Annotated in this window: 26 protein-coding genes and 1 riboswitch; of the genes, 4 read left to right on the forward strand and 22 right to left on the reverse strand. The window is 40.3% G+C overall.

Annotated features, from left to right (window positions below; genetic code table 11):
* Positions 1-90: 90 nt before the first annotated feature.
* Positions 91-213: a DNA-binding anti-repressor SinI gene (sinI, locus tag ACTWQM_RS00740; RefSeq protein WP_443256258.1), complete on the reverse strand. Its 123-nt coding sequence runs from the start codon at positions 211-213 to the stop codon at positions 91-93.
* A 24-nt stretch (positions 214-237) separates the two neighbouring features.
* Positions 238-322, reverse strand: a riboswitch (cyclic di-GMP riboswitch).
* A 1068-nt stretch (positions 323-1390) separates the two neighbouring features.
* Here sinI and ACTWQM_RS00745 point away from each other — a divergent pair.
* Positions 1391-2335: an LCP family glycopolymer transferase gene (locus ACTWQM_RS00745; RefSeq protein ID WP_443256259.1), complete on the forward strand. Its 945-nt coding sequence runs from the start codon at positions 1391-1393 to the stop codon at positions 2333-2335.
* A gap of 96 nt (positions 2336-2431) precedes the next feature.
* A complete protein-coding gene (locus ACTWQM_RS00750) occupies positions 2432-4453 on the forward strand; it encodes a penicillin-binding transpeptidase domain-containing protein (RefSeq protein WP_443256260.1) in 2022 nt (673 codons plus the stop codon).
* Between the two features lie 42 nt (positions 4454-4495).
* Here ACTWQM_RS00750 and ACTWQM_RS00755 read toward each other — a convergent pair whose 3' ends face one another.
* From ACTWQM_RS00755 to ACTWQM_RS00820, 14 genes are all read right to left on the reverse strand, one after another.
* Positions 4496-4885 (reverse strand): zinc ribbon domain-containing protein, encoded by a 390-nt coding sequence (locus tag ACTWQM_RS00755; protein ID WP_443256261.1) that lies wholly within the window; start codon positions 4883-4885, stop codon positions 4496-4498.
* Positions 4886-4897: 12 nt separating this feature from the next.
* The gene (locus ACTWQM_RS00760) at positions 4898-6322 is read right to left on the reverse strand and encodes a hypothetical protein (protein WP_443256262.1); all 1425 of its coding nucleotides are present in this window, start codon (positions 6320-6322) and stop codon (positions 4898-4900) included.
* 461 nt (positions 6323-6783) lie between these two features.
* Complete coding sequence (locus ACTWQM_RS00765) at positions 6784-6909, reverse strand: hypothetical protein (protein WP_443256263.1); 126 nt, start codon at positions 6907-6909, stop codon at positions 6784-6786.
* Positions 6910-7105: 196 nt separating this feature from the next.
* The gene (locus ACTWQM_RS00770; RefSeq protein WP_443256264.1) at positions 7106-7633 is read right to left on the reverse strand and encodes a chromate transporter; all 528 of its coding nucleotides are present in this window, start codon (positions 7631-7633) and stop codon (positions 7106-7108) included.
* Positions 7630-8193: a chromate transporter gene (locus tag ACTWQM_RS00775; protein ID WP_443256265.1), complete on the reverse strand. Its 564-nt coding sequence runs from the start codon at positions 8191-8193 to the stop codon at positions 7630-7632. Before ACTWQM_RS00775 ends, ACTWQM_RS00770 begins: the two co-directional genes overlap by 4 nt.
* A gap of 760 nt (positions 8194-8953) precedes the next feature.
* Positions 8954-10828, reverse strand: coding sequence for an OPT family oligopeptide transporter (locus tag ACTWQM_RS00780; protein WP_443256266.1), 1875 nt, complete (start codon positions 10826-10828; stop codon positions 8954-8956).
* A gap of 602 nt (positions 10829-11430) precedes the next feature.
* Complete coding sequence (locus tag ACTWQM_RS00785; protein ID WP_443256267.1) at positions 11431-11868, reverse strand: IDEAL domain-containing protein; 438 nt, start codon at positions 11866-11868, stop codon at positions 11431-11433.
* A gap of 158 nt (positions 11869-12026) precedes the next feature.
* Complete coding sequence (locus tag ACTWQM_RS00790; protein WP_443256268.1) at positions 12027-13034, reverse strand: hypothetical protein; 1008 nt, start codon at positions 13032-13034, stop codon at positions 12027-12029.
* A gap of 91 nt (positions 13035-13125) precedes the next feature.
* Complete coding sequence (locus ACTWQM_RS00795) at positions 13126-13908, reverse strand: carbon-nitrogen family hydrolase (RefSeq protein ID WP_443256269.1); 783 nt, start codon at positions 13906-13908, stop codon at positions 13126-13128.
* Between the two features lie 66 nt (positions 13909-13974).
* The gene (locus ACTWQM_RS00800) at positions 13975-14751 is read right to left on the reverse strand and encodes an ABC transporter permease (protein ID WP_443256270.1); all 777 of its coding nucleotides are present in this window, start codon (positions 14749-14751) and stop codon (positions 13975-13977) included.
* Entirely contained in the window at positions 14748-15701 is a 954-nt protein-coding gene (locus ACTWQM_RS00805; protein WP_443256271.1) for an ABC transporter ATP-binding protein, read from the reverse strand. Before ACTWQM_RS00805 ends, ACTWQM_RS00800 begins: the two co-directional genes overlap by 4 nt.
* 247 nt (positions 15702-15948) lie before the next feature.
* Positions 15949-16299, reverse strand: a complete 351-nt coding sequence (locus ACTWQM_RS00810; RefSeq protein ID WP_443256272.1) for a DUF779 domain-containing protein — start codon at positions 16297-16299, stop codon at positions 15949-15951.
* Between the two features lie 194 nt (positions 16300-16493).
* The gene (gene adh / locus ACTWQM_RS00815; RefSeq protein ID WP_443256273.1) at positions 16494-18014 is read right to left on the reverse strand and encodes an aldehyde dehydrogenase; all 1521 of its coding nucleotides are present in this window, start codon (positions 18012-18014) and stop codon (positions 16494-16496) included.
* A gap of 959 nt (positions 18015-18973) precedes the next feature.
* Positions 18974-19156 carry a cold-shock protein gene (locus ACTWQM_RS00820; RefSeq protein ID WP_375051735.1) on the reverse strand — a complete coding sequence of 61 codons (183 nt, stop codon included), beginning with the start codon at positions 19154-19156 and terminating at the stop codon, positions 18974-18976.
* Positions 19157-19341: 185 nt separating this feature from the next.
* Here ACTWQM_RS00820 and ACTWQM_RS00825 point away from each other — a divergent pair, with 185 nt between their 5' ends.
* On the forward strand, positions 19342-20343 hold the full coding sequence (locus ACTWQM_RS00825) for a YeiH family protein (protein WP_443256274.1): 1002 nt from the start codon (positions 19342-19344) through the stop codon (positions 20341-20343).
* Between the two features lie 117 nt (positions 20344-20460).
* Here the strand turns inward: ACTWQM_RS00825 and ACTWQM_RS00830 are convergent, their stop codons facing one another.
* From ACTWQM_RS00830 to ACTWQM_RS00840, 3 genes are read right to left on the reverse strand one after another with little or no spacing between them, the layout of a single operon-like run.
* The gene (locus ACTWQM_RS00830; RefSeq protein ID WP_443256275.1) at positions 20461-21192 is read right to left on the reverse strand and encodes a Cof-type HAD-IIB family hydrolase; all 732 of its coding nucleotides are present in this window, start codon (positions 21190-21192) and stop codon (positions 20461-20463) included.
* A gap of 48 nt (positions 21193-21240) precedes the next feature.
* Positions 21241-21735: a DUF1648 domain-containing protein gene (locus ACTWQM_RS00835; protein ID WP_443256276.1), complete on the reverse strand. Its 495-nt coding sequence runs from the start codon at positions 21733-21735 to the stop codon at positions 21241-21243.
* A gap of 20 nt (positions 21736-21755) precedes the next feature.
* Positions 21756-22694: a biotin-dependent carboxyltransferase family protein gene (locus ACTWQM_RS00840; protein ID WP_443256277.1), complete on the reverse strand. Its 939-nt coding sequence runs from the start codon at positions 22692-22694 to the stop codon at positions 21756-21758.
* A 47-nt stretch (positions 22695-22741) separates the two neighbouring features.
* On the opposite strand from ACTWQM_RS00840, the gene ACTWQM_RS00845 reads away from it, so the two are divergent.
* Positions 22742-23137 (forward strand): hypothetical protein, encoded by a 396-nt coding sequence (locus tag ACTWQM_RS00845; protein WP_443256278.1) that lies wholly within the window; start codon positions 22742-22744, stop codon positions 23135-23137.
* Here ACTWQM_RS00845 and ACTWQM_RS00850 read toward each other — a convergent pair.
* The 4 genes from ACTWQM_RS00850 to ACTWQM_RS00865 all read right to left on the reverse strand — a co-directional run bounded on the left by ACTWQM_RS00850 (position 23134) and on the right by ACTWQM_RS00865 (position 26416).
* Positions 23134-23895, reverse strand: coding sequence for a LamB/YcsF family protein (locus ACTWQM_RS00850; RefSeq protein ID WP_443256279.1), 762 nt, complete (start codon positions 23893-23895; stop codon positions 23134-23136). The genes ACTWQM_RS00845 and ACTWQM_RS00850 overlap by 4 nt on opposite strands.
* On the reverse strand, positions 23879-24601 hold the full coding sequence (gene pxpB / locus ACTWQM_RS00855; RefSeq protein ID WP_443256280.1) for a 5-oxoprolinase subunit PxpB: 723 nt from the start codon (positions 24599-24601) through the stop codon (positions 23879-23881). Before pxpB ends, ACTWQM_RS00850 begins: the two co-directional genes overlap by 17 nt.
* A gap of 51 nt (positions 24602-24652) precedes the next feature.
* Positions 24653-25852, reverse strand: a complete 1200-nt coding sequence (locus tag ACTWQM_RS00860) for a CynX/NimT family MFS transporter (RefSeq protein WP_443256281.1) — start codon at positions 25850-25852, stop codon at positions 24653-24655.
* 105 nt (positions 25853-25957) lie between these two features.
* The gene (locus ACTWQM_RS00865) at positions 25958-26416 is read right to left on the reverse strand and encodes a ferritin family protein (RefSeq protein WP_443256282.1); all 459 of its coding nucleotides are present in this window, start codon (positions 26414-26416) and stop codon (positions 25958-25960) included.
* Between the last annotated feature and the right edge of the window lie 138 nt (positions 26417-26554).

Consider the following 26554-nt stretch of genomic DNA (forward strand, 5'->3'; position numbering starts at 1 on the left):
TTAATTAAGTCCTGCATAGTAAACCTGGTATGGTATTCACCAAGCCTTAATGATGGAAGACTTCGTTACGTATATGTAGTTATAAAGGATTTATTCTTCATTGTTTATCAAAAACAACCTGACTTCTTCCAAAGTTAACCCGATAGTTTTTGCCTCTTTCATCAGTTCCAGCCATTCATAATCTATCCCTTTGTTCTTTTTTACACTTATCATCCCTATCGTCCCCCATTTAAATTCCCAGGTAGTCCGGCCGCCATAGCAATGAAGCTTTAGACCCGTGACTTTGCGCCCCCATTTTTCAATAAGTTTGCTATTTTCTGAGGAACTATCGTCGCTTTATAAGACTACTATACTATATTTATGGGGGTTATTGGGTGTCTTGTTTTGTCAGAATCAAACTAGTTTTGTAATTTTCAAAAAATATTTTGACGATATAGGTCATTTGGTTCATTTTTACTACTGAAAACCTTTTTAATAAAGACATACAATCGATATACGTATTTTTTATGGGAAAAATCCACAGGGCTCATCTCTTACGTAATTGCACAAGGCTGTATTCTTAAGGATTGTTGCTATTTCCAAGCAATGAGATTTATACGCAGTTGATATAAATTGTGACACAACTTTACCGTGATTTCCTTCCATCCTTTATAAGATGAGTGCTAACCCAACGCTGCGGAAAAATACTCGCTTTCCATGGGGAACGCTTCAGCCTCCTCACGAGCAAAAAGCGCTCGTTGCGGGGTCTTCAGACTGTTCCGTTTCCATAGGAGTCTCGCATTTTTCCGCAGCTTAGAATAACTCCACGAACTCATGGACTATAACTACGCATTTAATCAGAAGCCTAACACTGATAGAGATTTCTTGATTATAGGCTGGAGTGTTCCCTATGGCTAAGAATCACTGTCACAATAAGCATTGATTAGTTTACAGAATAAAGTGAACAACACCCAGCGGAGGAAATTCACGAAGAATCCTGCGGGAACAGCAACAGCTGAAGATCCCGCAGGAAGCGTTTTTTGCTTCCGAGGAAGCTGAAGCGTTGCCCGCGGAAAGCGTAGTGTATTTCCGAAGCGGTGTCATAGCACTCAGCTATTTTTCCATGTGACGTCGCAGTTTATTTTAACTGCGACGATTAAGAGCAACAAAACTTACGACAAGATCTTAGCAAAATCATGAAACATCTGACCCCATAAATACGTCTACTACTATGTTGGGCTGATTTTTTTCTAATTACTCATATCTTAACATGTACAGATTTGCCCATCCCGGGATTAATGCTATCAATACAGTTTTACCAATTCTAAAAGAATAATAGACTAAAATGACTAGTTTCGATATAATTTATCTTATAATTGATTATTTCTGGAACGACAGAGGAGAATAAATTGTGGATTCGAGAATTGAAAAACGAAATGAGAAAAAGAAACGCAAATGGCCCTATTGGGTGGTAGGGATTATACTTGGTTTTGTATTAATAATTGGCATTTACCTATTCTATATTTACGATAAAGTCGGCGATACCGTTGAAGTTATGCATGAACCACTAGCACGGGATGAAAATCCAGACCGTCAAAAAGAACTCGACTCCATATTTAGTGAAAATAACACCATTAATATTCTTTTGCTTGGAGTTGACGAACGGGAAGATGACAAGGGACGTTCAGATACCATGATATTGATGTCACTAAACCCACAAACAAATGCAATGAAAATGCTGAGTATTCCGCGTGACACGTACGTAGATATTCCAGGTCGAGGGAAGGATAAAATCAATCATGCCTATGCATTTGGAGGTGTTGGTTTATCCGTACAGACTGTGGAGGAGAATTTTGATGTTCCGGTACACTTTTATGTGAAAGTGAATATGGAAGGTTTCCAGCAAGGGATTGATGCTTTAGGTGGCGTAACAGTTACAAATGATCGGGCATTTTCGCAAGGGGGAGCAGATTTTCCTATAGGTGAAATTAAGCTGGATGGAGAAGAAGCATTAAAATACATTCGTATGCGTAAAGGCGATCCAAGAGGAGACATTGGACGTAATGAACGTCAGCGAAATGTAATAAGAGCAGCTATTGGTGAAGCCGCAAGTTTCTCAAGCATTACCAAAATTACAGATATTCTGGGTATTCTTGGCGGCAACGTAAAAACCGATCTCAAAATGGATCAGATGCAAACATTATTTTCAGATTATCGTCAAACACGAACCAACATCGATACAATGGAAATAAGCGGCAGTGGCCAAATGATTGACGGGATTTGGTACTATATTGTACCAGATGAAGAAATGAATCGAGTACAAACCGAAATAAAAGAGCATATGAAAGCGAAATAGTCATCTAAAGATGGCTTTTTGCTTTTACATACATGTTTTTGCTTATGAAAGGTGATACAATTAAGTTAAATTTTCTAAAAGATTGAGGGGGTCATTATGAAAAAAATAATTGCTTTGCTTCCTTTTTTATTACTTCTGATTGTTACTGCATGTTCTAATGATGAAGTAACGCCACAAGAACGCTTCGATCAATACGTGAAGCACTGGAATGAACATGAATTTAACGAGATGTACAGTATGAGTACTACTGTTTCAACAGAAAAATATGCAAAGGAAGACTATGTTGAACGATACAAAAAAATTTATGGAGACATAAACGTTAATAATCTTAACATTACCTATGAAAAATTATCCGAGGAAAAAATGGAAACTGCCATGGAAAAAGGAACAGCTCAGTTCCCTTTTTCAGTCGAAATGAAAACAATTGCAGGTCCAATAACATTTGATTATAAAGCAACACTTATTAAAGAAGGTGAAGAAGAGGATGCCAATTGGTTCGTTAAATGGGACCCAGGCTTTATTTTTCCAGCAATCAAAGATGGCGGTGAAATTGGCCTGCCAACGATAAATCCTGAACGAGGCGAAATACTCGATCGAAATAATTTGCCCATCGCTTTAAATGACACCGTGCATAATGTTGGTATTGTTCCGGGGAAATTAGGTTCTAAGCCTGAACAGGCAAAACAGAAGATTTCTGACTTATTGGGCATGTCGGTTGAGTCGATCAATAACCACTTGGACGCCGGATGGGTCGAACCAGATTTATTTGTTCCGCTTAAGAAAGTACCGAAATCAGAGGAAAAAAAGCTAAATCAATTATGGGAAGTAAATGGTGTAACAGAGCGTGAAGTAACTGGTCGTGTTTATCCACATGGGGAATCATTAGGTCACCTTGTCGGCTTCACAGGACCAGTAACTGCTGAAGAGTTAGAAGATATAGATTCAGGTACCTACAGCGCAAACGACATAATTGGTAAACGAGGGCTTGAACTGCTATATGAAGAAAAACTCCGTGGTGAAGCAGGTGTAAAAATAACTGTTACCAAAGAAAATGGAGAAGAAACTGTCTTAGCTGAGAAGCCAGTTAAACATGGTGAAGATGTGGTAACCACAATAGATGCCGATTTACAGAAAAGAATATATGAAAGCTATGATGGGGAATCCGGAACAGCAGCTGCAATTCATCCAAAAACCGGTGAGACATTAGCGCTGGTAAGCAGCCCTTCCTTTAATTCGAACGAAATGGGATTTGGAATTTCACAATCAAGACGGGAAGAACTGCAAAGTAAACCGAAACAACCATTATTAAACCGCTTCACATCCACCTATGCACCTGGATCGACATTTAAACCGATAACCGCAGCTATAGGCCTCCATAATGGGACCATCGTTCCTGGTGAAGGTGTCGAAATTAATGGCTTAACATGGAGTAATGGTGAAGGTTGGGGAAACTACCAGGTTCGCCGTGTATCAGAGTCAAACGGACCGGTAGACGTTACCAATGCTCTGGTTCGCTCGGATAACATCTATTTTGCGATGAAAGCAGTGGAAATGGGCAGTGACAAGTATGTAAATGGATTAAAACAGTTTGGATTCGCTAAAGATTTTCCATTCGAATACCCGGTTGAAAAATCCACTATCTCATCCAATGGCAAGCTTAAAGATGAGGTTTTACTTGCCGATACAAGTTACGGGCAAGGAGAAATCCAGATGAGCGCACTCCATTTGGCTATGGCTTATACCCCATTTTTAAATAAAGGTAATCTGCTTAAGCCTACAATCCTTGCCGAAGCAGAAAAAAGTCAGGTTTGGCAAGAACAATTGATAACCGGTGAGCAAGCCACACTTATTCAGGATGCCCTTCGTAATGTGGTTGCTGCACCAAACGGAACAGCAAAAAAGGCTCACATTGACGAGTTGGCCATCTCCGGGAAAACCGGAACAGCCGAACTAAAAAAATCCGGTGAGGAATCAGGTGCCGAAAACGGCTGGTTTGTTGGCTATCCAACCAAAGACCAGGACCTTCTAATTTCCATGATGATTGAAAACACAGAAGATAAAGGTGGCAGTGGATATACTGTAGAAAAAGTCACCGAAATATTAAAGGCCGTGAAATAGCTCAATTAAAGCCTACTCCAATAAATAGAGTAGGCTTTAACTTTACATTTTTACGCCACACACATTACAATAATTGGCCTCAGCAGGCACTTCATTATCACAACGGTAGCACAAAGTAGTTTTTTGCTGGTCAATATCAGGAACATCTGCCTTTTTACCGCATTGCTGGCAAAATAAATCATCCTCTGTAAGTAAAGCACCACACGAGCATTCCTTCATGTCGCCCGGTTCTGGTTCCTTTTGATTTATAGCCGAGTGAATTTTTTTATCTAGATCTTTTAATAGCTCACCTTTTTCATCTAAGACTGACGCAATTTTGTCACCACGCCGATAAGCTAAATAAACTTCCTGCCCTAATTCAACCAGAACCTTGGTTTTGGCATCCGTCAGATCTTGAACAGTTCGTTTATCCTCTACTGTTGTATTATTCATAAGATCCTCCTTTTAGAAAAGCTTTCTTGAATATGCACCGATAAACCCTGTCAATCCGGTGTATAGAAAACTTATAAAAAACGTTTGTATTAGTTTGAAGCCAGCAAAGAACCCCTGTGACTCGCCCATTTCTTCATGTCGGATTGAAAAGTTTAGCGTCGCATGGTATGTGAAAAATGAAGCAATAACAGCAAAGAAAATACTGTACATGATAATCGTGCTTATATAGTTTTTCTGCGATTTTGTTATCAAACGTCCAACAGTAATAAAGAATAGAGCTATAATTATGATTGATATAATCTCATAGGATTCAAACAGCTTGTTAGGAATAATTAGATCAGCTAATCCCCCCATATTTTCACTCATCGAATTAGAAATTCCTGCGTAAAACGAGTATTGCACATCTTCCATTTGTGCACTTTGGAAAATAAATGTGTTAAACATGGCAAGGTTCAGCAAATTAATAGCAGTCTTTCCAACAAATGTTATATCAGCGAATATCGAATCACCCATAACATCTTCAAACATTCTGTTATCAGAAATAACTGAAGTGTACTGATTGAACTGAAATATACTTAAAATGACAACTGTAACAATCACACCCACAAAGGCTAAAGAACTGTAATGCAAAGCCCTATGATACGCAAGATAGTGTACCCTTTCCTTTATTGGCCCTTTGACAATAACCATTCCAAGATAGCTAAAGAAGAACCCAATAAACAACCCATTTATTACTGCACTAACAGAGTGGAAATCAATTTTAAGGTTATAAAATTCACTACCAATCGTTTTATTACCTGCGATAAGTGAAATGACACCCAACAAACCACCATATCCTATAGCAAAAATTACCGCCGCCTTCCATTCGTCAATGGCTGGATTCCGATACTTCAGAAATAACCCGCCAGCGATTAATGGAATTGCAGCAATTATGCCAAGGTAAGCTAACCCTGCGGATGAAAATGCAAGCTGTTGAGAGAATTCTGCATCACCTACTCCAGCTATGAAACTGGTAAGGTTAGTAAGTAAAGCAAAATCCAAAACACTGAGCTGATCCAATACTTCCTCATTAAAAGGTATAATTATTTTCATAAAAAGATTAATTAAACTGCTACCTTTAAACGCATCAATAATAATATTCAGTAAAAATAAGATACCAACAGCTAATAAAAATCCCGGCAGAACTTTTTTACCAAGATCTGCATCAAAGTATGTATGACTTTTATGATATTGCGATGTTTTATAAGTATCAAATGAATTTCCGCATGCTGTACAATATCTCGCTATATGGTTATTTCTTGTACCACATGATCTGCAATATGAAGTCTGATCAATGAGCAAATTTCCACTTACATCATGTATCTGAAGTGGATTGCCGTCCTCCACACAATATAGTGCATGTGTATTATTCTTTGTTCCACATTCACTGCAATACAACTGACCCCCCCCTTTAGGTAAAAAGTAATATAGCTCTATAATACCAAATAATTGTCTGAAATTGTTATATTCTTTTGAAAATGCATGAATATAGATGATCGTGAAATTGGCTTAGACTGTAACTCATTCGGCTCAAGTTCACAATTCAATTAAAATGTACTGATTCACATCTTTGCTTAACTGCCCAACTGGTTACAGCGCCCCCTAGAAAAACCAGCTTTTAGCTAAGCATTAGTAAGAAAGTATAATGCTAACTGCAAAAAATACTACCTATTAGAAGGTAGCAAAAACTAGTTTGTCCTCCAGAATGAAAACCTGCTTCCCCTTGACTCATCTACTATTAGGTCGGGGCGAGTCTGGTGTGTTTTTTCCAGTACAAGCCAGTAATTCATATCTATCGCTTTGAGGATTTTAAAGATAACTATTCCGCTTAGCACAACTTGGGCTATTGTGAATAATTATCAGCTATCCTTTTCGTTTTCTGGAAGTTCAAGTTGTGTATCGCCATACCTCTCATCTAAATATCCTCCTGCTAAACCTTCATTGACCATTCGATCTACGTCTGTGTAATTTCCGTTGATTTCCATCCCGATTCCTCCCTAATTTCTATTATCATATGAATCGGTCAGTAATTCCTTGATACAAGTCAAATTTTTTTAGAAAACTTGGCTTATCGCCAGGCTTTAATATAGATAAGCCTTAGTTGCGCTTATGCAGTAAGAAAGTATTTATACTTTCTTACCTGCCAAAAAAAAGAAGCATTCTCAAATAATGAATGCCTCTTTATAATAAAAATGCGCCGTATACTAATGTGATTCCGATTACGATTGCAGGATGGATACGCATTCGTTCAATTAAAAGAAAACTTGATATGGTAATGAGCAGAACTTGCCACAACCCAATCCCTTCAAACGATGTCTGAAAGAATCGCCATGCCATGATACCTAGCAAAATCGCAATAACCGGACGTACATATAATGTTAGCCGTTGTACTTTTGGTGAATCTTTGTATTTATACAATACACCTAACAGTAATATCATGATAATAAGTGAAGGTGCCACTGCTGCGAACACTCCGATGACAGCACCAAGAGTCCCTCCTTCTACATAGCCAATATAGCCAGCAAGTTTAGTCGTAATCGGACCGGGAAGCGAATTGGCAAGTGCTAGCATTTCACTGAACTCCTGAACAGACATCCACTCGTATCGCCTTACAACTTCATTTTCAACAAGCGGAATTGATGCAGGTCCTCCACCATAACCAAGAATACCTGGTATAAAAAAAGCCAGAAAGATGTGCCAATACTTCATCGGGAAACACCACCTTTAGCTGCAGATGGTTTATCTTTTTTGAGAAGAGCTATAATAATTAGTACACCAATGATAATTCCAGGATGCACATTCAGAAATTGAAACAAAACAAATATGACTGCTGACATAACAAGTGTTTGCGTCCATCCCATACCTTTTCTGGCTTTATCAAAGAACTGCCATGTTAGCACCGTCAGCATCATTGCTACAACAGGAATAACGGCTGCTGTCATACCCTGGACCCAACCAACATCCTTGATGCTCGATAATGACGACAGCAGGATAATCATCAGGATAATAGTGGGGATAATTGTAGCTAGAACTGCATTTATCATACCAACTATCCCAGTAACACGATGCCCAATATAGCCGGCCAGTTTCGTAGCAATTGGTCCGGGGAGCGTATTCGCTAGTGCAAGCAGGTCACCAAAATCCTCATCACTCATCCACTCATATTTATCAACGACTTCTTTGTGTATTAATGGTATCGATCCAGGGCCACCACCATAGCCCAGCATCCCCACTCGAAAAAAAGCAATAAATAAATGCCACTGCTGCAATGGAATACCTCCTGTCCTCGATTGAATTTATGTAGCTGTTTTCCATTCTTTATAGAAACAATCATAACAGATGATGCCTTAGATTAGAAAATTTGGTTATCGTATTTATACTTAGAGTCTATTCGTAAGTTTTATTGCTTTTTAATCTTGGGTGTTAAATATAAACTGCGACGTGATGCGGAAAAGTACTTGGGTGCTATGACACCGCTTCGGAAATACACTTCGCTTTCCGCGGGCAACGGTTGAGCTTCCTCGGAAGCAAAAACCGCTTACTGCGGGATCTTCAGCTGTTGCTTCGACGAACAGGACGTTATAGTACCGGCGTTGGTCACAGGACGAGACCGGTTTTAGCCGGTGACCCGCTGGAGTCTCCGTATATTTCCTTAGCTGAATTTTGCTCACTATATTTTAACCCCTTTAAACCAGCAGTTGGATATGCGAGACTCCTGTGGGACAGCAAAGCCTAAGAGACCCCACAGGGAGCGTTCTTTGAGAGCGAGGCAGACTAAGTACGCCACGTCTACACTAGCACGTCCTATGCGTCGGGGGCTCGTGGTGAGCCCTAGGTGCGCGAGTATATTCCAGTTGCGTAGTCAGAGAGCAACACTAAATACTACGAATGGTTTACCCTCAGTCTATGTCACAGTTTATAACTACTATGTTCAAAATTCATTACTTGGAAAAAGCAGCAATCTTTTAGATAACAGCCTATATTTAATAAGAGCCAGCCCTTAAAAAGGACTGGCTCTATATAGTGGGATTATTTATTTAGCGATTTTTTGTTTGCAGTATGGAATAGGTACCATGCTACAAGTGCAAACGCAATAATCGATACAAGCGGACCGAAGAATGCTTCGCTAGGGAATACGACACCAGCAGTTACAGCTAATGCAACAATAACACCCATTAATGCTTCACCAGCAATATAACCGGAAGCAAGTAAAATTCCGCGTTCATTCTTCTCCTTCAACTTGTCTTTATCTTTTGTACTGCGAGAAATAATCGCATTGATAAGTCCACCAACCATTATTGGAGACGTCAAATGGATTGGTAAATACAGTCCAACTGCAAATGGCAATGATCCAATACCAAACAGCTCAACAGTTGCTGCAGCTGCGGCACCAATGAAGATTAAGTTCCACGGAAGGTCACCACTCATAATGCCCTCAACAACCATTGACATAAGAACCGCTTGTGGTGCAGGAAGTTCAGCAGACCCAAATCCATATGCATTATCAAGCAAAATTAGGATGAACCCAATTACAACACTTGTAATTAGAACCCCGTAAAGCTGTGCAATTTGCTGCCATTTTGGTGTTGCACCAACAATATAACCGGTTTTCAAATCCTGTGACGTATCCCCGGCAATAGCAGCTGCAATACAAACTACAGAACCGATAATAATTGCTGTAACCATACCTGCTTGTCCAGTTTGACCAACAGCAGATAATACAAGTGAAATGAAGATTAATGCTCCAATAGTCATTCCAGATACTGGGTTTGAGGAACTACCGACAATACCAACAATTCTAGATGATACTGTTACGAAGAAGAACCCAAAGATAAAGAGCAGAATTGCTCCTACAAATCCTAAATCAATTGTTGGATAGAACATAAGAATACCCATGAATACTACTGTTAAGACAGCAATTAACGTGATTGGCATATCTCTGTCTGTACGCAGGTCCTGACCATCACCTGCTGATGAAAATCCTTTAATTGCCCCACTAAAGGATGATGCAATAGTTGGCAATGTTTTAAGAAGCCCTATAATACCACCGAATGCTACTGCACCAGCACCAATATAACGTAAATAATTATCCCAGATAGCATGGAAATCCATTTCTGATATCGGAACTTCAGCAGGGTAAATTGGCGTGGTAGCAAAGCCGCCAATATAGCTGATTAGTGGAATAATTCCTAACCAGCCCAATACACCACCAGCAAACATAATTCCAGCGATGCGAGGTCCGATAATGTAACCAACACCAAGTAATGCTGGTAATGTATCCATACCTACTGCAGCATTTTTAAATTTATAAATCTCCCACTCTACTGAAGACGGGAATGCTTTAACGGCATCTGTTAACAATTTAAAACCAGCGCCAATACCAAGCCCCTTGAATACTAGCTTAGCACCTCTTCCACCTTCTTCACCGGCATGAAGTACTTCAGCACATGCTGTTCCTTCCGGATAAGGTAGTGTTTTGTGTTCATTAACTATTAATGCCCGGCGCAACGGTATCATTAGAACGACACCTAAAATACCACCAGCTAAAGCAATAATGGCAATTGTAGTCAAACTTGGCTCCAGCTGCCAAATGAATAAGGCAGGTAAAGTAAAAATAACACCTGCAGCAAGCGACTCACCAGTTGATGTAATCGTCTGCACAATATTATTTTCTAATATAGACGTTCGCTTCATAATAATACGAAGTACTGCCATTGAAATTACTGCTGCTGGAATTGACGCAGAAACAGTCATCCCAACGATAAGTCCTAAATATGCATTTGCTGCACCAAATACGATTGCCAATACTGCACCAGTAACCATTGCAACCCATGTGAACTCAGGTGGGTTTTGTGATGCCGGTACGTACGGCTTAAATCCTGGATTTGGATCCTGCTTTGACAAAATAAACACCTTCCTTACGTAAATTCTAGCTGAAAAAATGAGCCGGTTTTAATTCTCAAAAGTGTATGATAATTTTCAATATAATGATAAATGTCCACAAAAATAGAAAAACCTTACTATACAATTATAGCAAGGAGAGAACCGATTCATTTTTTTTAAAATTAAAACTTGGCATTCCAAGTAATTATAGCCTTTAATATAATATCACACTTTTGATTTTAAGCAAATAACCTATGTAAAAAAGAGAATAGAAACACACGCTCTATTTGATTTACTTCTCTGATTTCAATTTTCTGTTTTTATAAATCACGTAAAAGAGGTTTATGATAACTAATAATAATGAACCACTTAATGCTCCTAATATGTAGAATAAACTTGGGTTTACAAATAAACTTCCAATAATTCCTCCAATAAATGCTATTAAAGCATAGAAACTAAGACTCCACTGAGAATTTTTCCAAGAATATTTCCTGTTCAAACTATTCAACTCCCTTCCTCATAATTGGTCTAATATTTAATTATGGCAAGCCTTAATTGAACCTAACAAACCTCTGTTGTTTCTTATCTGCCAAAAAAACACTCCCTAAAATACAGGAAGTGTTTTAAAGTAATTTGACTAAAGTTTGAAATGCTTCGTAATCCCGATTATCCAATGCTTTATCAATTAATCGTTTCCTGTTTAATTGCTCTAATTCATCGATAATAGCTTCACTTTCATAATCAGGTTCATTTTTTTTCTCTTTATTTAAATAATACGGATCAGCAATCGAGTGTAATTGAACTAAGAAGTCAGGAAGTGATATAAGCTCGCTCATAGCCATGTAAATGATGTCTTTACCTTTTTGAAAAGCAAACCTAGCACCAAGATTTTCGACTTTTTTTGTTCTGCGATTTATACGGATTTCCTTTGACTCAATCGGCACAAATTGGTAAACCTTATTATTAATGAATACCGCAAAATATTGATATGCCAAAATTACTCGAACATAATTATCATCTGCTTTGATATAATAAGGCTTCAACATCTTCACTGTAACCACTCTTGCACCTCCCAGAGTTTAATATACTCTAAATTTTCTGTAAATTAATTTTACTATATAACGCACAAAAACACAAGTGAAATTTTTGGAAAAATGAAAGTTACAATTTCCCACAAAAATGCTGCATATTAAAGATAGATTGCCTGTTACGGAGCAATTTACACGCTGTTCAGCGTATAATCAACAGCCTTCTGAATATCGATAATCGAAAAATCCTGTTCATTTCTGTCAAACTTAATTCCGGCCTGTTGTAGGTACTGGATACCCTGCTTCATATAGGACTTATAGTTGTTATTCAGTTCATTAATTTCCGCTTCAAAACGTTCATCGGTTCCTGGTGCAACAAGTTCCTCATACAAATCGACAATTTCCTCCCCATCATGTTCCGGGAAAAATTCATGTGGATCCGTGCTGTCAAAAATACATACATCCAAATCACGTACAAGTACCATATCAATGCTATCTGGATCAAAACTGCAATGATACATTTCAACATCAAAACCATGCTCTACGCATACTTTACTAATTTTTTTCATAAAGGTTGATTTACCTGTCCCGGCACGCCCCTTAATAAAATATACCTTTGCAATATTCTCTTTAAGATGTGGAACAACATTGACAACGCCATCAACCGTATTGGTCCCAAAAAGCCTGTGAAAGGTATGGGCTGTGCGGTCTTTTTTCGGAACACCTGTTAAAAGTGCAGTGATAAACTCTTCTGTAAATCGATCCGCACGATCAAAGTCCATTTGATTAATATAGACTTCCTCCAAATCATCATGAATCGTTAACCCTTTGGCAAAACTGTCATACGCAGATTGGGTTAGAACGTTAAAATCGGTGAGATCTGGATTTTTCTTTGTTGGAACTGCTTCTTCCAGGTTAATTGCAGTCGATTTATTTTTTACGATGGTCTCATCTAAGAATGCCAGTGATTTTTCACGAATAATGATTCCATCCAGGAACCGACTCCCTAATGGACTATGAAGAATTTCGATCGAATTATCCTGATAATACTCAAGCAAATTCTGTATTATTCTCGTTTTAAGTGCTGCTGAAGAATGCCGGAGTTTAATAACATGGTCGATTCCAATTAAATTACTTTCCAAAAAATTAGCCAAGCCGCAAGCAGTGTTACCAGTAACGTAATAATGTAGATTAGGCAATATTGAACACTTCCTTTTTTTAAAAGTATAAGTATAGCCTATTCATTTTATGATTACTGTAGGGGTTTGGTGATTAGGTTCGTTTATAGCCCTAGTACTTCTCCACAATCCGATCCCGGAACACTGGTATTCGCCCTCTGACTTCATCCACTAGATCATAGTCTATTGTTGCAGTGACAATCTCTTCACCGTTGCCGCCTTCAGCAATAAACTCTCCCCATGGATCAATTATAAGCGACATACCGCCGAATTCATTTTTTGGATCAGCACCTACCCGGTTACAAGCGACAACATAACATTGATTCTCAATGGCACGTACCTGTAAAAGCGCGCGCCAATGATCGATCCTTGGCTTTGGCCATTCCGCTACAACGTACATTACTTTGGCACCGTTAACTGCTGACTTGCGCATCCACTCGGGAAAACGTATGTCATAACAAATATATCCCGCAGCGGGCTCTCCATCCAATGTGAAATCTGCTTCGTCCTGTCCCGCTTCCAGGTACAGATGTTCATCCATTAGTTGAAATAGATGAAGCTTGCTGTATTTGTGGATCAGCTTTCCTTTCTGATCTATTACCAGCAATGAATTACGTACACCATCATCCCACTGGTCTGCAACAGATCCACCAATTAAAGTTACATTGAATTCTATTGCCAATTCACTTAAAAACGCAATCGATTCCTGAGCATCCCTATCAGCTATTTCGTCTAATCTTTTTAAGTCATAACCAGTCGTCCACAGCTCAGGCAATAAAATAATTTCAGCACCTGTTTTTACTGCATTGGCTATTTGTGTTTTAGCTCGATTAAAGTTCTCCTGGGGTTCACCATATACAATATCCATTTGAATCATTGCAATTTTTTTCTTCAAAAGAACACCTCCTGCTTCTATTTTACCACGTAAAAAATCGTCACCCTAGGGATAACGATTTTTTTCTTAATAATGTCCCAGCAAACCTTTTTTCATAGCATATTTTTCACACGCCAGGTAAATACCGACTCCAATAATTCCATAAACGATGGCATTCCCAATCAGCCAGGCGTAATCACCCATTGTGAAATCAGCTAATGTGTAGCCATGAATCATCACCTGTCTTGTCATGTCCACACCTTTCACAAATGGAGCAGCAACCATGAATGGTGCAACAGATAGTGGAACAAATGTCAGTCCAGCGATGATGAACTGAAGAATCTGTAAAAATGCACTGACTTGTTTAAAAATAAGCGCCATCCCTGCTATGACAAAGCTGGTACCTATCATACTGGCCAACGTCAACAGAAGAATAGGAATGATGGCAACCGGATTCAGGTTTAGCCATTGGCCAGCCGTCGCCATTGATACGAATAACAGAAAAATGACCAGGATAAAATGATTAAAAATCATCCCAAACATTCTGGACAGGAATATTTTCCACGGGCTTACCGGCGACATGAAAAGCTGTTCCAGCGTACCTTTCATTGCTTCATCAGATATCGTCCACCCAATTGACTGTAGGACCATCATGGCAAAATACCAAAAAATATAGTTCACAATGACAAACTGCGTATTTGTGCCAGCCTGAGCCGGATCACCAATAACCTGAATCCCAAACATCATCGCAATAAAAATAATGTAAAATGTCAAAAGAAGGCTTATCGTATTAGCTTTATACCGTACTAATTCGAGATATTCCATCTTCGTATTAACGCGCAACACATTCCAAAAAGAGGTCATGATGCCACCTCCTCTTTCACAAGCTTCCGAAATACCTGTTCAAAATTAATTTCGGTACGATTTATTGTATCAATTGGAGTCTGGTTCTTTTTGAAGATTTCCATTAAATCATAAATGTCCTGTTCCTGCTCAAAACTGACTTCAAGCTTTAACCCTTCCCACCTGTGAATTGGGAACTTCAGCTCAAGAATTTCCTGCTGTTCTGCAGTCAGATCTTCCTTAAGATTCACCTGGTATGCACTTGTTTCAAAGAGTCGCAGCAACTGGTCTACACGTTCATCTGCAATCACTTTCCCATCATTAATAATGATTGTCCGTTGGCATAGGTCCTGAACAACCGGCATGTCATGCGTACTTATGATAACTGTCTTTCCTTGGTCACGGGCAATTTTTCGAAGTAATTCACGAACTTCATACCCTGTTTCCACATCAAGCCCAAGTGTTGGTTCATCAAGAAGGATCACATCTGTGTCTGCAAGCATTGCCACACAAATTGCCAGCTTTTGCTGCATGCCACGTGATAAGTTATTTACCAATTCATATTTTTTATCTTGAAGCTGAAAAAGGTTTAATAATTCATCTACCTTTGTTTTAATTTTTTTCTTAGGGACACCCCGATTGCCTGCAAAATACTCCATATTTTCCAGCACGTTCAAGCGCCAGTATAAATTTCGATTCCCTTCAAGAACTGCACTTATATGGCCGAGCGCTTTGTTGCGATCCTTCACACTATCGAACCCATTTATCGTAACTGATCCTTCGTCTGGAACAAGCAGTCCGCAAATTGTTTTAATCGTTGTTGTTTTACCTGCACCATTTGGCCCAAGCAAGCCAACAATCTCCCCCTTCCCGACTTCAAAGGAAACACCTTTAACAGCAACAAACTCTTCCTTAGACTTCCGTTTTTTATAGCTCTTTTTAATTCCATCTACTGTAACGATACTCCCCATGTTCCCAAACCCCTTCCAAACTTTGTTAATTTCATTATACCGATTTATCAGAAAAGTACATCAGTCGTAATGATGTTTTCATCCTCAGTCCAGGGGCTGAGTTAATGTTCATTCGATGTGCTGTGCTCTTCTGTTGATGTTCGCGACCTTCTGTTCTTCTGTTGATGTTATCGCATATAACATACGTTCAGCTCATTTCATCAAAAAAAGCCATGCGGAGTCTCGTTCTCCACATGACTTTAATCTTCTATAATTCCGCCCGTTCTTCCCCGGTAAACACCCTGGATCTTGTCAGGAACCGCTTTCCCTCGGGTCCTTCCAATGAAAACATTCCACCACGACCTTTAACAGCATCTATGATCAGCTGGGTATGTTTCCAATATTCATATTGGTCCTTAGAGATATAGAAAGGTGTTTCACCAATTTCACCTAGCAGCAAGTCTGAATCACCAACGCGAAACTCATCCCGTGGATAGCACATTGGCGAACTTCCGTCACAACAGCCACCTGATTGATGAAACATGAGTGGCCCATGTGTGTCAGCTAATGTGTTAATCAAACTTAGCGCTTCTTCTGTTGCTGTTACACGATCAGCCATTTTTCACACCCCTTCTATTTTAAAATTTATTATCTCAAGTATTATATGCGGAAAAGGAGCATCGCGCACCTTTTCCCAAAACCCCCTGTAAGCATAACTAGTTAAAGCAAAATTGGCTAAAGCTAAAGGGATTCTTAGAATGTTCTTGCTCTCTTAAAGTCCCTTAAACTTTGGAGTCCAAGCTTTCATTTTGTTTAAAAGAATCCGGCAGCACCTTCACTGTAGCTAATCAGCAGATTCTTCGTCTGTTGATAATGATCAAGCATCATCAGGTGATTTTCACGTCCGATACCTGATTTCTTGTAACCTCCGAAAGCAGCATGTGCAGGATACTGATGGTAACAATTCGTCCATACTCGACCAGCTTCAATCCCACGTCCAAAGCGGTATGCGGTATTAATATTCCGAGTCCAGACACCAGCACCTAATCCATATAATGTATCATTAGCGATTTCCATTGCTTCCTCTTTATCTTTGAACGTTGTTACTGAAAGTACCGGTCCAAAAATCTCTTCCTGGAAAACACGCATTTTATTGTTTCCTTTGAAAATAGTTGGCTGAACATAGTAACCATCAGTCATATCGTCATCAAGTTTGTTAACTTCGCCACCAACAAGTACTTTTGCACCTTCCTGTTTTCCGATATCCAAATACGATTTGATTTTTTCCATTTGTTCTTCAGATGCCTGTGCACCCATCATCGTATCGGTATCAAGCGGATGGCCGATTTTAATTTCATTTACCCTCGCAATTGCCCTTTCCATAAATTCATCGTATATGGATTCATGAACTAACGCTCTGGATGGACATGTACAAACTTCACCTTGGTTTAAAGCAAACATAACCAGCCCTTCAATTGCCTTATCCAAGAACCCATCATCCTCATCCATTACGTCGGGGAAGAATATGTTTGGAGATTTACCCCCAAGTTCAAGTGTAACCGGAATAATATTTTCTGAAGCGTATTGCATAATCAAACGCCCTGTCGTAGTTTCACCTGTAAAGGCAATCTTGGAAATACGGCTGTTGGATGCAAGTGGTTTCCCTGCTTCCAAGCCAAAACCGTTCACAATGTTCAATACACCATTTGGTAATAAATCCTTAATCAAATCAAGGAAAACATGGATTGATGCTGGTGTTTGCTCCGCTGGTTTCAGTACAACACAGTTACCAGCCGCAAGTGCCGGCGCTAGCTTCCACGTTGCCATTAATAGCGGGAAGTTCCACGGAATAATCTGTCCAACAACACCCAATGGTTCATGGAAATGATATGCTACAGTATCATCATCAATCTGACTTAATCCACCTTCTTGCGCACGTATTGCTCCTGCAAAATAACGGAAGTGATCAATCGCCAGTGGTATATCAGCATTTAATCCTTCACGAACAGCCTTACCGTTGTCCCATGTTTCTGCGACCGCAAGCATTTCCAGATTTTCCTCCATACGATCTGCAATCTTATTTAGAATATTTGCGCGTTCTGCTACAGCTGTTTTCCCCCACGCGTCCTTGGCTGCTTCTCCAGCATCAACTGCTGCCTCCACATCTTCTTTCGTCGATCTGGACATTTCACAAAACACCTTACCTGTAACAGGACTCACATTCTCAAAATATTTTCCACTTGCAGGTGCCCGATACTCCCCTCCAATAAAATTGTCATAACGATCCTTAAAGGTCACCTTGGACCCTTCTGTGTTTGGATTTGCATACTTCATTCAACCATTCCTCCCTTATATATTGTAACCGCTTACAAATAATTTGATGAAGAACCCCTGTTGAATCCTCTATATCAGATTATACCAATAAATTCACAATTATGACAACTATTAGACTCTTTAAAAGACTCTTCTAGTAAAATATTGCTGCTTTTTTAAGCATCGCAGTTGATGTGAAATGCGAAACATCTTTATCGTAAATTCTTTCCATTCTTTATAAAATGAGTGCTAATCCAACGCTGCGGAAAAATATTCGCTTTCCATAGGGAACGCTTCATCCTCCTCACGAGTAAAAGCGCTCAGTACGCGGAGAATCAGACTGTTTCTTCGACGAAAGGACTTTCTAGTATCGGCGTTGGTCACAGGACGTGACCGTTTTTAGCCGATGACCCATAGGAGTCTCGCATTTTTCCGCAGCTTAGTATAACTCCACGAACTCATGGACTATAACTACGCATTAATCAGAAAACCTCCACTGGTCGAGGCTCTTAATCAAAGGCTGAAGTTTTCCCTATGTCTAAGAAGCAATGTTACAATAAGCATTAATTAAATTATAGGATAAAGTAAACAATCCCAACGAAGGGAAAACATGGAGACTCCTTTGGGAAAAGCAACAGTTGAAGATCCGCAGGAAGCGGTTTATGCTTCCGAGGAAGCTGAAGCGTTGCCCGCGGAAAGCGAAATGTATTTCTGTTGAGATGTCATAGCACTCAAGTATTTTCCGCATCAGAGAACAGTCTTTCGAAAAAAATAAACCAACCCATTAAGTGAGTTGGTTTTAAGCTTATTGAAGCATATATAGCAAAAGACGCTGGTCTCCCAGCGCCAATAACAGGAAATTCAGGCTTATAACCTGCATTCTCCCTATACTTTAAGAAAGTATAAAAGATGCCTACAATGACATCCTAGTGAAATATTAAATATAAATTGCTTTTACTATAGCTTCAATACCATATTAATTACTTCAATTCCGGAAGTACACGTACTTCCTGTTTCATTGAAGATTTACAGAGTGGGCATTCTGGTTCTTCATTAAAACTGTATGATTCTCTCATCCATCCTGAGCAGTCCTCACTAGTACAAGACCATACATTTGTGTCCACTTCTGGCACTGGCTCTTTTGGCCCGCGAGAAAATGACATGACAGCAACCCCTTTCATGGTACTTCTTTCATTATACTCCTTTATAGCAAAAAAAGTAAGGGAACAAGCAACATTAATTCATTATAACCACAAATTAGTTAAAATATACCTATTGGACAACCGTAAGCTATAACGATTATACTTGAAATTATTCTGAAACTTCTATAGTAGAAAGGGATACAGCTATGACATCAATGACTCACCCATTCACAAAAATGATTGCCGGAATCGGGTTCACTTTCCTCATTGCAATTGTTGGTTACATACTTGCCCTGGCCCCAGGATTTAGCCGTGTCGGTCAGCTAGCCAGTGCAATCATTATCGCAATCATATATAGACAATTTTTCGGCTATCCTGAATTTTTCCGTTCAGGAATACATTTTTCGTCAAAATATTTACTGCGGTTTGCCATCATTTTATATGGTTTAAAACTTAATGTTGATATTATTTTGCAGGATGGTCTTGGACTGCTGGCTAAAGGTGCTGTTGCAATTGTCTTTGCCATCTTACTTACCGTTTATATCGGAAAAAAATTAAAAGCTAACACACAACTAGCCTTATTGCTTGGCGTCGGCACAGGCGTTTGTGGTGCTGCAGCGATTGCCGCTGTATCCCCGATTATCAAGACAAAAGACGAGGACACTGCAATTGGAGTAGGAATCATTGCTCTAGTTGGAACTATTTTTTCCATTATTTATACCATTGTACAGCCGCTGCTCCCGATCACGGAATTGCAGTATGGTATCTGGTCAGGCATTTCCTTACATGAACTTGCCCATGTCGCACTTGCGGCAGAACCAGCCGGTGAGGATGCATTGGCAATTGCTTTACTGGCAAAACTCGGCCGCGTTTTCCTGCTTATCCCGCTTTGTTTCATCCTGATCTTTTGGATGCGGAACCGGAATGATGACAGTAATACAAAAGTCAGCTTTCCCTGGTTTCTGATTGGATTTATTGGAATGAGTCTCTTCGGGAGCTATATTTTAGGGGATATAATTCCTGTGTCTGATGGTACGATGAACGCTGTCAGTCAGATTACGACGTTTATTTTAACTGCCGCGATGGTGGGATTAGGATTAAATGTCAGCTTGAAAGATGTAAAAAATAAAGCAATGCGACCACTAATTGCCATGGTAACTGCTTCCATATTACTCTCATTTGTCATGTATTGGATTGCAGGAATTTAGAAAACTTGGCTTATCGCCAAGCCATAATGGCGAAAGCCTTAGTTGCACTTATGCAGTAAGAAAGTAGCTATACTTTCTTATCTGCCTAAGAAAGCTCCCTACAGTTAGGGAGCTTTTTTATAATACGAATTTCTCTATTGCTTTAGCGACACCGTCATTATTATTTGTATCTGTCACATGATCCGCAACATTCTTAATTGCCTCTTGTGCATTTCCCATCGCAACCCCAAGTCCAGCTTGCTGAATCATTTTAATATCATTCAAACTATCGCCAACCGCCATTACGTTATTCATCGTAATGCCAATTTCATCACAAACTTTTTTAAGGGCACTTGCCTTATTAACCCCTTTAGGATTTACTTCAACGTTTGTCGGCAGTGAATTGGTAAGCTCCAGTTCATCATAATAGGAAAGCTCCTCAACAACCTTATCAAGCTTTTTCATATCAAGTGAATCACAGCCATATTTTAACCATTCATGGGCAAAAAAATCATCCGGACGATTGCCATGCCATACTCCATCAGTCGCTACCATCCAGCTATGTACATTCAGCTTATCACCTAGCTCCCACATCATCTGAACCCGCTCTGGGTCAAGTAAATGCTGATCTCTCAGCTCCTTATTTACCGTCCAGATTTCGCCGCCATTACTCGTTATCAGATACGAAGGCAGTTCAAGTAGTTCGGCATAAGGATAGCAGGAATCAAGCCAACGACCTGTGCTCAAAATAACATGTACATCTTTCACCAAAGCTTTTGCAATCACTTCTTTCGTATATTCGGAAACCTCTTCCTTACTATTCAATAATGTTCCATCCATATCTAATGCTACTAATTTTAATTCATCCATTTATACATTCCTCCACTCTGTCACGCCATGCTCCATCGTTGTATAAAGTCATTTTACTCGATTCATTTTAATCATGAAAGATATAATTGTTGCGATAGGGAGTAGTATTACGAAAAAAATAAAGTTTATCCCTAGCCCTGATCCACTACTTGCAGATTGTACCATAGCCCAGGTAATATAGGAAAAAATTGCGACCATTTCGAAATTGATTACTGCCATAAACGTACGTGCCAACGTGTATAATCGTGGTGCATTTTCTTCAGTCACTTTTACCATGTAATTGAACCTGTGTGGCGCCTTCGTTACAAAATACATGATAATAAATGAAACAAAAGCAATTGCCGGCATCAAAAGAACTGTACCCTTATTTCCCCACGCATCGGCTTCACCTTTTGCATTAAAATGAGTAGGAACTTGCTCCGGCAAACTATTATACGCCTGTACAACAAATACAATTGAACAAATAAGTAAGATAACTGATAATATGTTTAAAAAATCTTCCCATTTAGTTGCTGGGACTTCTATTTTTGGGTGATGCTTCAAGATTTCTCCCCCCTTCCCCCCTAGTTTAGCTTAAATTTTTCTAATTTAAATAAGTACTTTTCCATTAGAATTGCCCGCCGTTGTGCCTCTTCTATTGTTATCGGAGTAAAGCGTATTTCTCCTTGAGGAACAAGCTGAGCAATCTTTGGTAAATCAGTTGAAATGACAGTCCCTATCCGCGGATATCCTCCCGTCGTCTGCCTGTCTGCCATAAGAATAATTGGCGAACCATTGCTCGGAATCTGAATTCCACCGAAAGGAACAGCATCAGACCATATTTCCGTATTATTTTCATGTGTAATCGGCTCTGATTTCAGACGATATCCCATTCTATTCGAATTCGCATTTACAGTATGAGGACTGTTGAAAAAATTCTCTCGCCCTTGTTTTGTAAAAAAATCCGTATGTGGTCCTTCGATCACAGCAACCTCTACCGACTTTTGATAGATTGGCGAATTGGTGATACCGATACCGCGCTTCGCTTTAGCCGGGTACCCATAAATAGCATCATCATTAACTAGCGAGCGACCAAGGTGACTCTTCACATCAGTAGACTGACTGCCAAAAAACACCGGTGCATCAAATCCTCCGGCTATCGCGATGTATGTACGCACTCCCGACTGATGCTTACCAAAACTTAAACGATCGCCCTTCTCCATCCTGAATGTTCTCCACATTTTGATGGCATTATCATTAAGTTTCGGCTCCAGTCCAGCACCTGTAAGAGCAACCGTGATTGGATCAGGTGCAGTCATTTCAAGCTGAGGTCCAACCAGCGTCACCTCAAGACATGCAGCAGAACGCTGATTCCCAACCAGAATGTTAGCTACCTGCAGCGCAAACATATCCATCGCACCAGAAACAGGCACACCAAATTTCTGATAGCCAGTCCGACCAAGATCCTGAAATGTTGTAAGCACACCAGGCTTTAATACATGGAATATCTTCTCACTCTGCATCCTATTCACCACTTTAATTATGTATTTGGAACTTCGGAGCTGTGTTGATGGACGATTGCGGTGAGGAGTCGCTCGAGTTTGAGCCCCTGTCGCTCGAGTTTGGCTCCCTGTCGCTCGAGTTTGGCTCCCTGTCGCTCGAGTTTGGCTCTTTGTCGCTCGAGTTTGGCCCTCCGTCGCTCGAGTTTGAGCCCTTGTCGCTCGAGTTTGGCCCTCCGTCGCTCGAGTTTGAGCCCTTGTCGCTCGAGTTTGAGCCCCTGTCGCTCGAGTTTGGCTCCCTGTCGCTCGAGTTTGGCTCCCTGTCGCTCGAGTTTGGCTCCCTGTCGCTCGAGTTTGGATCCCTGTCGCTCGAGTTTGGCCCTACGTCGCGCGAGTTCCACCCTCTATCGCTCGAGTTTCGCTCTCCGTCGCGCGAGCTCAACCCTCTCCGCCACGCGGCGCACTAACCTAACCCGCGAACCACAATCCCAGCACGCTCTAACATCGCACGTAATTTCTCGACAAATGTAACAGCATGTTCGCCATCGCCATGCACACATATCGTATCTGCCTCGATATCCACCATCTCACCAGTTGCAGCACAAACAACACCTTCATTCACCATTCGTTCTACCTGCAGAACTGCCGCATCTACATTACTAATCATTGCATCCGCTCTACCCCGGGGAATCAAGCTGCCATCTGCTTGATATGTCCGATCAGCGAAAACCTCGGATGCGACACGTAATCCCGCTTCACGTCCAGCCGCAAGCAGTTCACTCCCAGCTAAACCAAACAATATCAGACTGGAGTCAACATCATACACAGCACGAGTGATAGCATCTGCTGCATCGCGATTTTGAGCTGCCAAATTGTACATCGCACCGTGTGGCTTCACATGTTGCATTTGAAAACCATGAACCGTGCAGAAAGCTTGTAATCCACCAATCTGATGAACTACCATTCGATATATTTCATCTGGTGAAAAGTCGATCATACGACGGCCGAATCCAGCTATATCCGGAAATCCTGGGTGGGCGCCAACACCTACATGATGTTCTTTTGCCAGCCGAACTGTCCTGTCCATTACAGTTGGATCACCAGCATGCGCCCCACATGCGATATTCGCTGATGTAACAAATTCCAGCAATTTTTCATCCGATCCAATTGTGTAAGCTCCAAAACTTTCACCCATATCACAATTTAAATCAATCTGCTTTGCCATCGTAAGCCTCCTCTACCACAAACTCCCCGCTAGCTGTCTGTTTTTCAAATTCACTTTCCGACACTTGGTGAAATTTCACACGGTCACCTGCACGAAACAGAAAAGCATCTTCCCTTTCTCTATCAAATAGCGTAAGAGGAGTTTTTCCAATAATGTTCCAGCCGCCTGGTGATTCGATCGGATAAATTCCCGTCTGTTCGTGGGCAATTCCTACAGAGCCTGCAACAGTCTTCGCCCGAGGTTCTTCCAGTCGCGGTGTTGCAATTCGCTTATCAAGGCCACCTAAGTATGGAAACCCTGGCAGGAAGCCCAACATATAAACGAGGTATTCCTGCCTACCATGAATACGTATAACCTCATCCTTAGAAAGCTTGTTCACATCAGCAACACGACTTAAATCTGGACCATACCTCCCTCCATAGATCACTGGAACGGAGACCAGCCGTGATGCACGCTCAACTCTATCACTATCCATTCCACTAATCTGATAAATTTTGTCACAAACTTCCGTGTAACTTAACCTATGTGGTTGATAGTAAATTGTAACCGAATCAAATGCTGGCACCCATTCTACGATACCAGGAGTTGCAGCATGACCTAATTTCCTGCAAAAAAGCTGGATTTTCCTATTTAACTCAGGTGAAACATTACCAGCAAAATCCACCTTAACTGCCGAATCACCCATCGTGTACAAGCTAAAATGCATAACGAATAGCCTCCCCGAATTTCTGTTACTAGCATGATAGCATATTCACGCCTAATCCAACACATATCGATTGCGGCCAGCACCCATTCCGAAAATCATGACCAATAGCGATACCCCGATTAATGTAAGTAAAGGAACCGTCCAGACATGTGTTACGTCGTATAAATAGCCAATAAATATAGGACCAACCGCAGCAAGTGAGTAACCGAACGATTGCGCCATACCTGACAATTCCGCAGATTGTCGTGAGTTTCGAGCCCGCATACCTAAAAAAGCAAGAGCTAATGCGAATGAGCCACTCAACGTAATTCCAATTAAAATCGTACTAATAACCATAACAGTATATGAACTTCCAATTAAAAGTCCCCCATAGCCAACCAACGCGCAGATAGTCATCGCAAGCACAATTCCACGCTGTGACTTGAACCGTCCAGCAATCATCGGAACGAAAAAACTTGCCGGCAACCCGACAAATTGCGTAAACGACAGCATCCAGCCAGCTGTCGCCATACTGACACCGTAATCATGCAAAATTTCCGGAAGCCATGAGATCGTTACATAAAACATAAACGACTGCAATCCCATAAAACAGGCAACCTGCCATGCGAGCGGCGACTTCCACATGCGATTGTCACTCACATTAACATACTGCATTTCCACGTCATTGTCTGCCTTATTCTTTTTGGAAAGATAAATCCAGATGACAATCCCAATAATTGCAGGTACGGTCCAAATGATTAGAGTAAATTGCCATCCCATATCCAATCCACGTGCAAATGGAATACTTAATCCGGAAGCTGTCGCAGCAAAAATCCCCATAGCTGTTGAATAGACACTGGTCATTAATGCTACCTTCGCCGGAAACTTTTCTTTCACGACACCAGGCAATAGCACATTACAAATTGCGATTCCAAACCCGACAAATAACGTTCCAATAAACAGTAATGCTGAAAATGGAAACGAACGAACCGTAATACCAAATAAAAGAAGAATAAGTCCTGCGATTAATGTTCGTTCATTCGAAAAACGGTTACCAAGTTTAGGCGCAACCGGAGACATAACAGCAAATGCAACAAGGGGCAGGCTGGTCAAAAGTCCAACGCTCCAATTGGAAAGCCCTACATCATCACGAATGGTCCCAATTAATGGACCGACAGACGTAATTGCCGGCCGCAAGTTAAACGCTACGATAACAATTCCTGCTATAAGTATAAATTGATATACTTTATTTTGATTATCTGCTGTTGTCATAATATGTACAAATCCCTTCCAAAAAGCTCTTCCTAACAATATAGCACACACGCATTGATAGTTAAAAAAGAAGATTCCCCGCCGAAACAGAAAACCCTCTCCTTCCTACAATGTTTGATAAATAAAACCAAACCTTGTTGCATGTTCTATCTCATCACTCATCGCCTGAAAAAACACATCCCTGATCACTTGATTTTGTGTCAGCAAATAGTCATCACGATAGGTCTCATATGCTTCCAGTTCATCGTAAAATGCCATCATAATACCTTCTTCAAAATTATCGAATCTTGCTTTTGGTTTAGTGTAACTCGGTGATCTCCCCGATAATTGTTTATAAAGATTAATAAATATTTTTAAATGAGTACGCTCATCTGATAATGCATGTTCAACTGTTTCCTTCGCCGTTTTATTAGGAGCCATTTTAGCAAGCCGGCTGTAGAAATCGATTGCTTCACTCTCCCCTTCCATTCCTTTAATTAACGCTTCCAAAACTTCATCATTTTGACCGTTCGCACGATAATACTGCTGCCCAGTGTAATATTGCGGATATGCATAGTAATACATTTTATAGCCACCTTTTAATAATTCTCGCTATCACTATATGCCTGCTAATAAAAAATGGTTAAACACCATAATTCACTACAACTTCCGACAAAATTTTCCGATATAAATAATATTCATAGCAAAAGCAGAAGGGGATAC

It is taken from the genome of Virgibacillus sp. L01 (genome assembly GCF_052246775.1).
Classification (GTDB): Bacteria; Bacillota; Bacilli; order Bacillales; family Amphibacillaceae; genus Lentibacillus.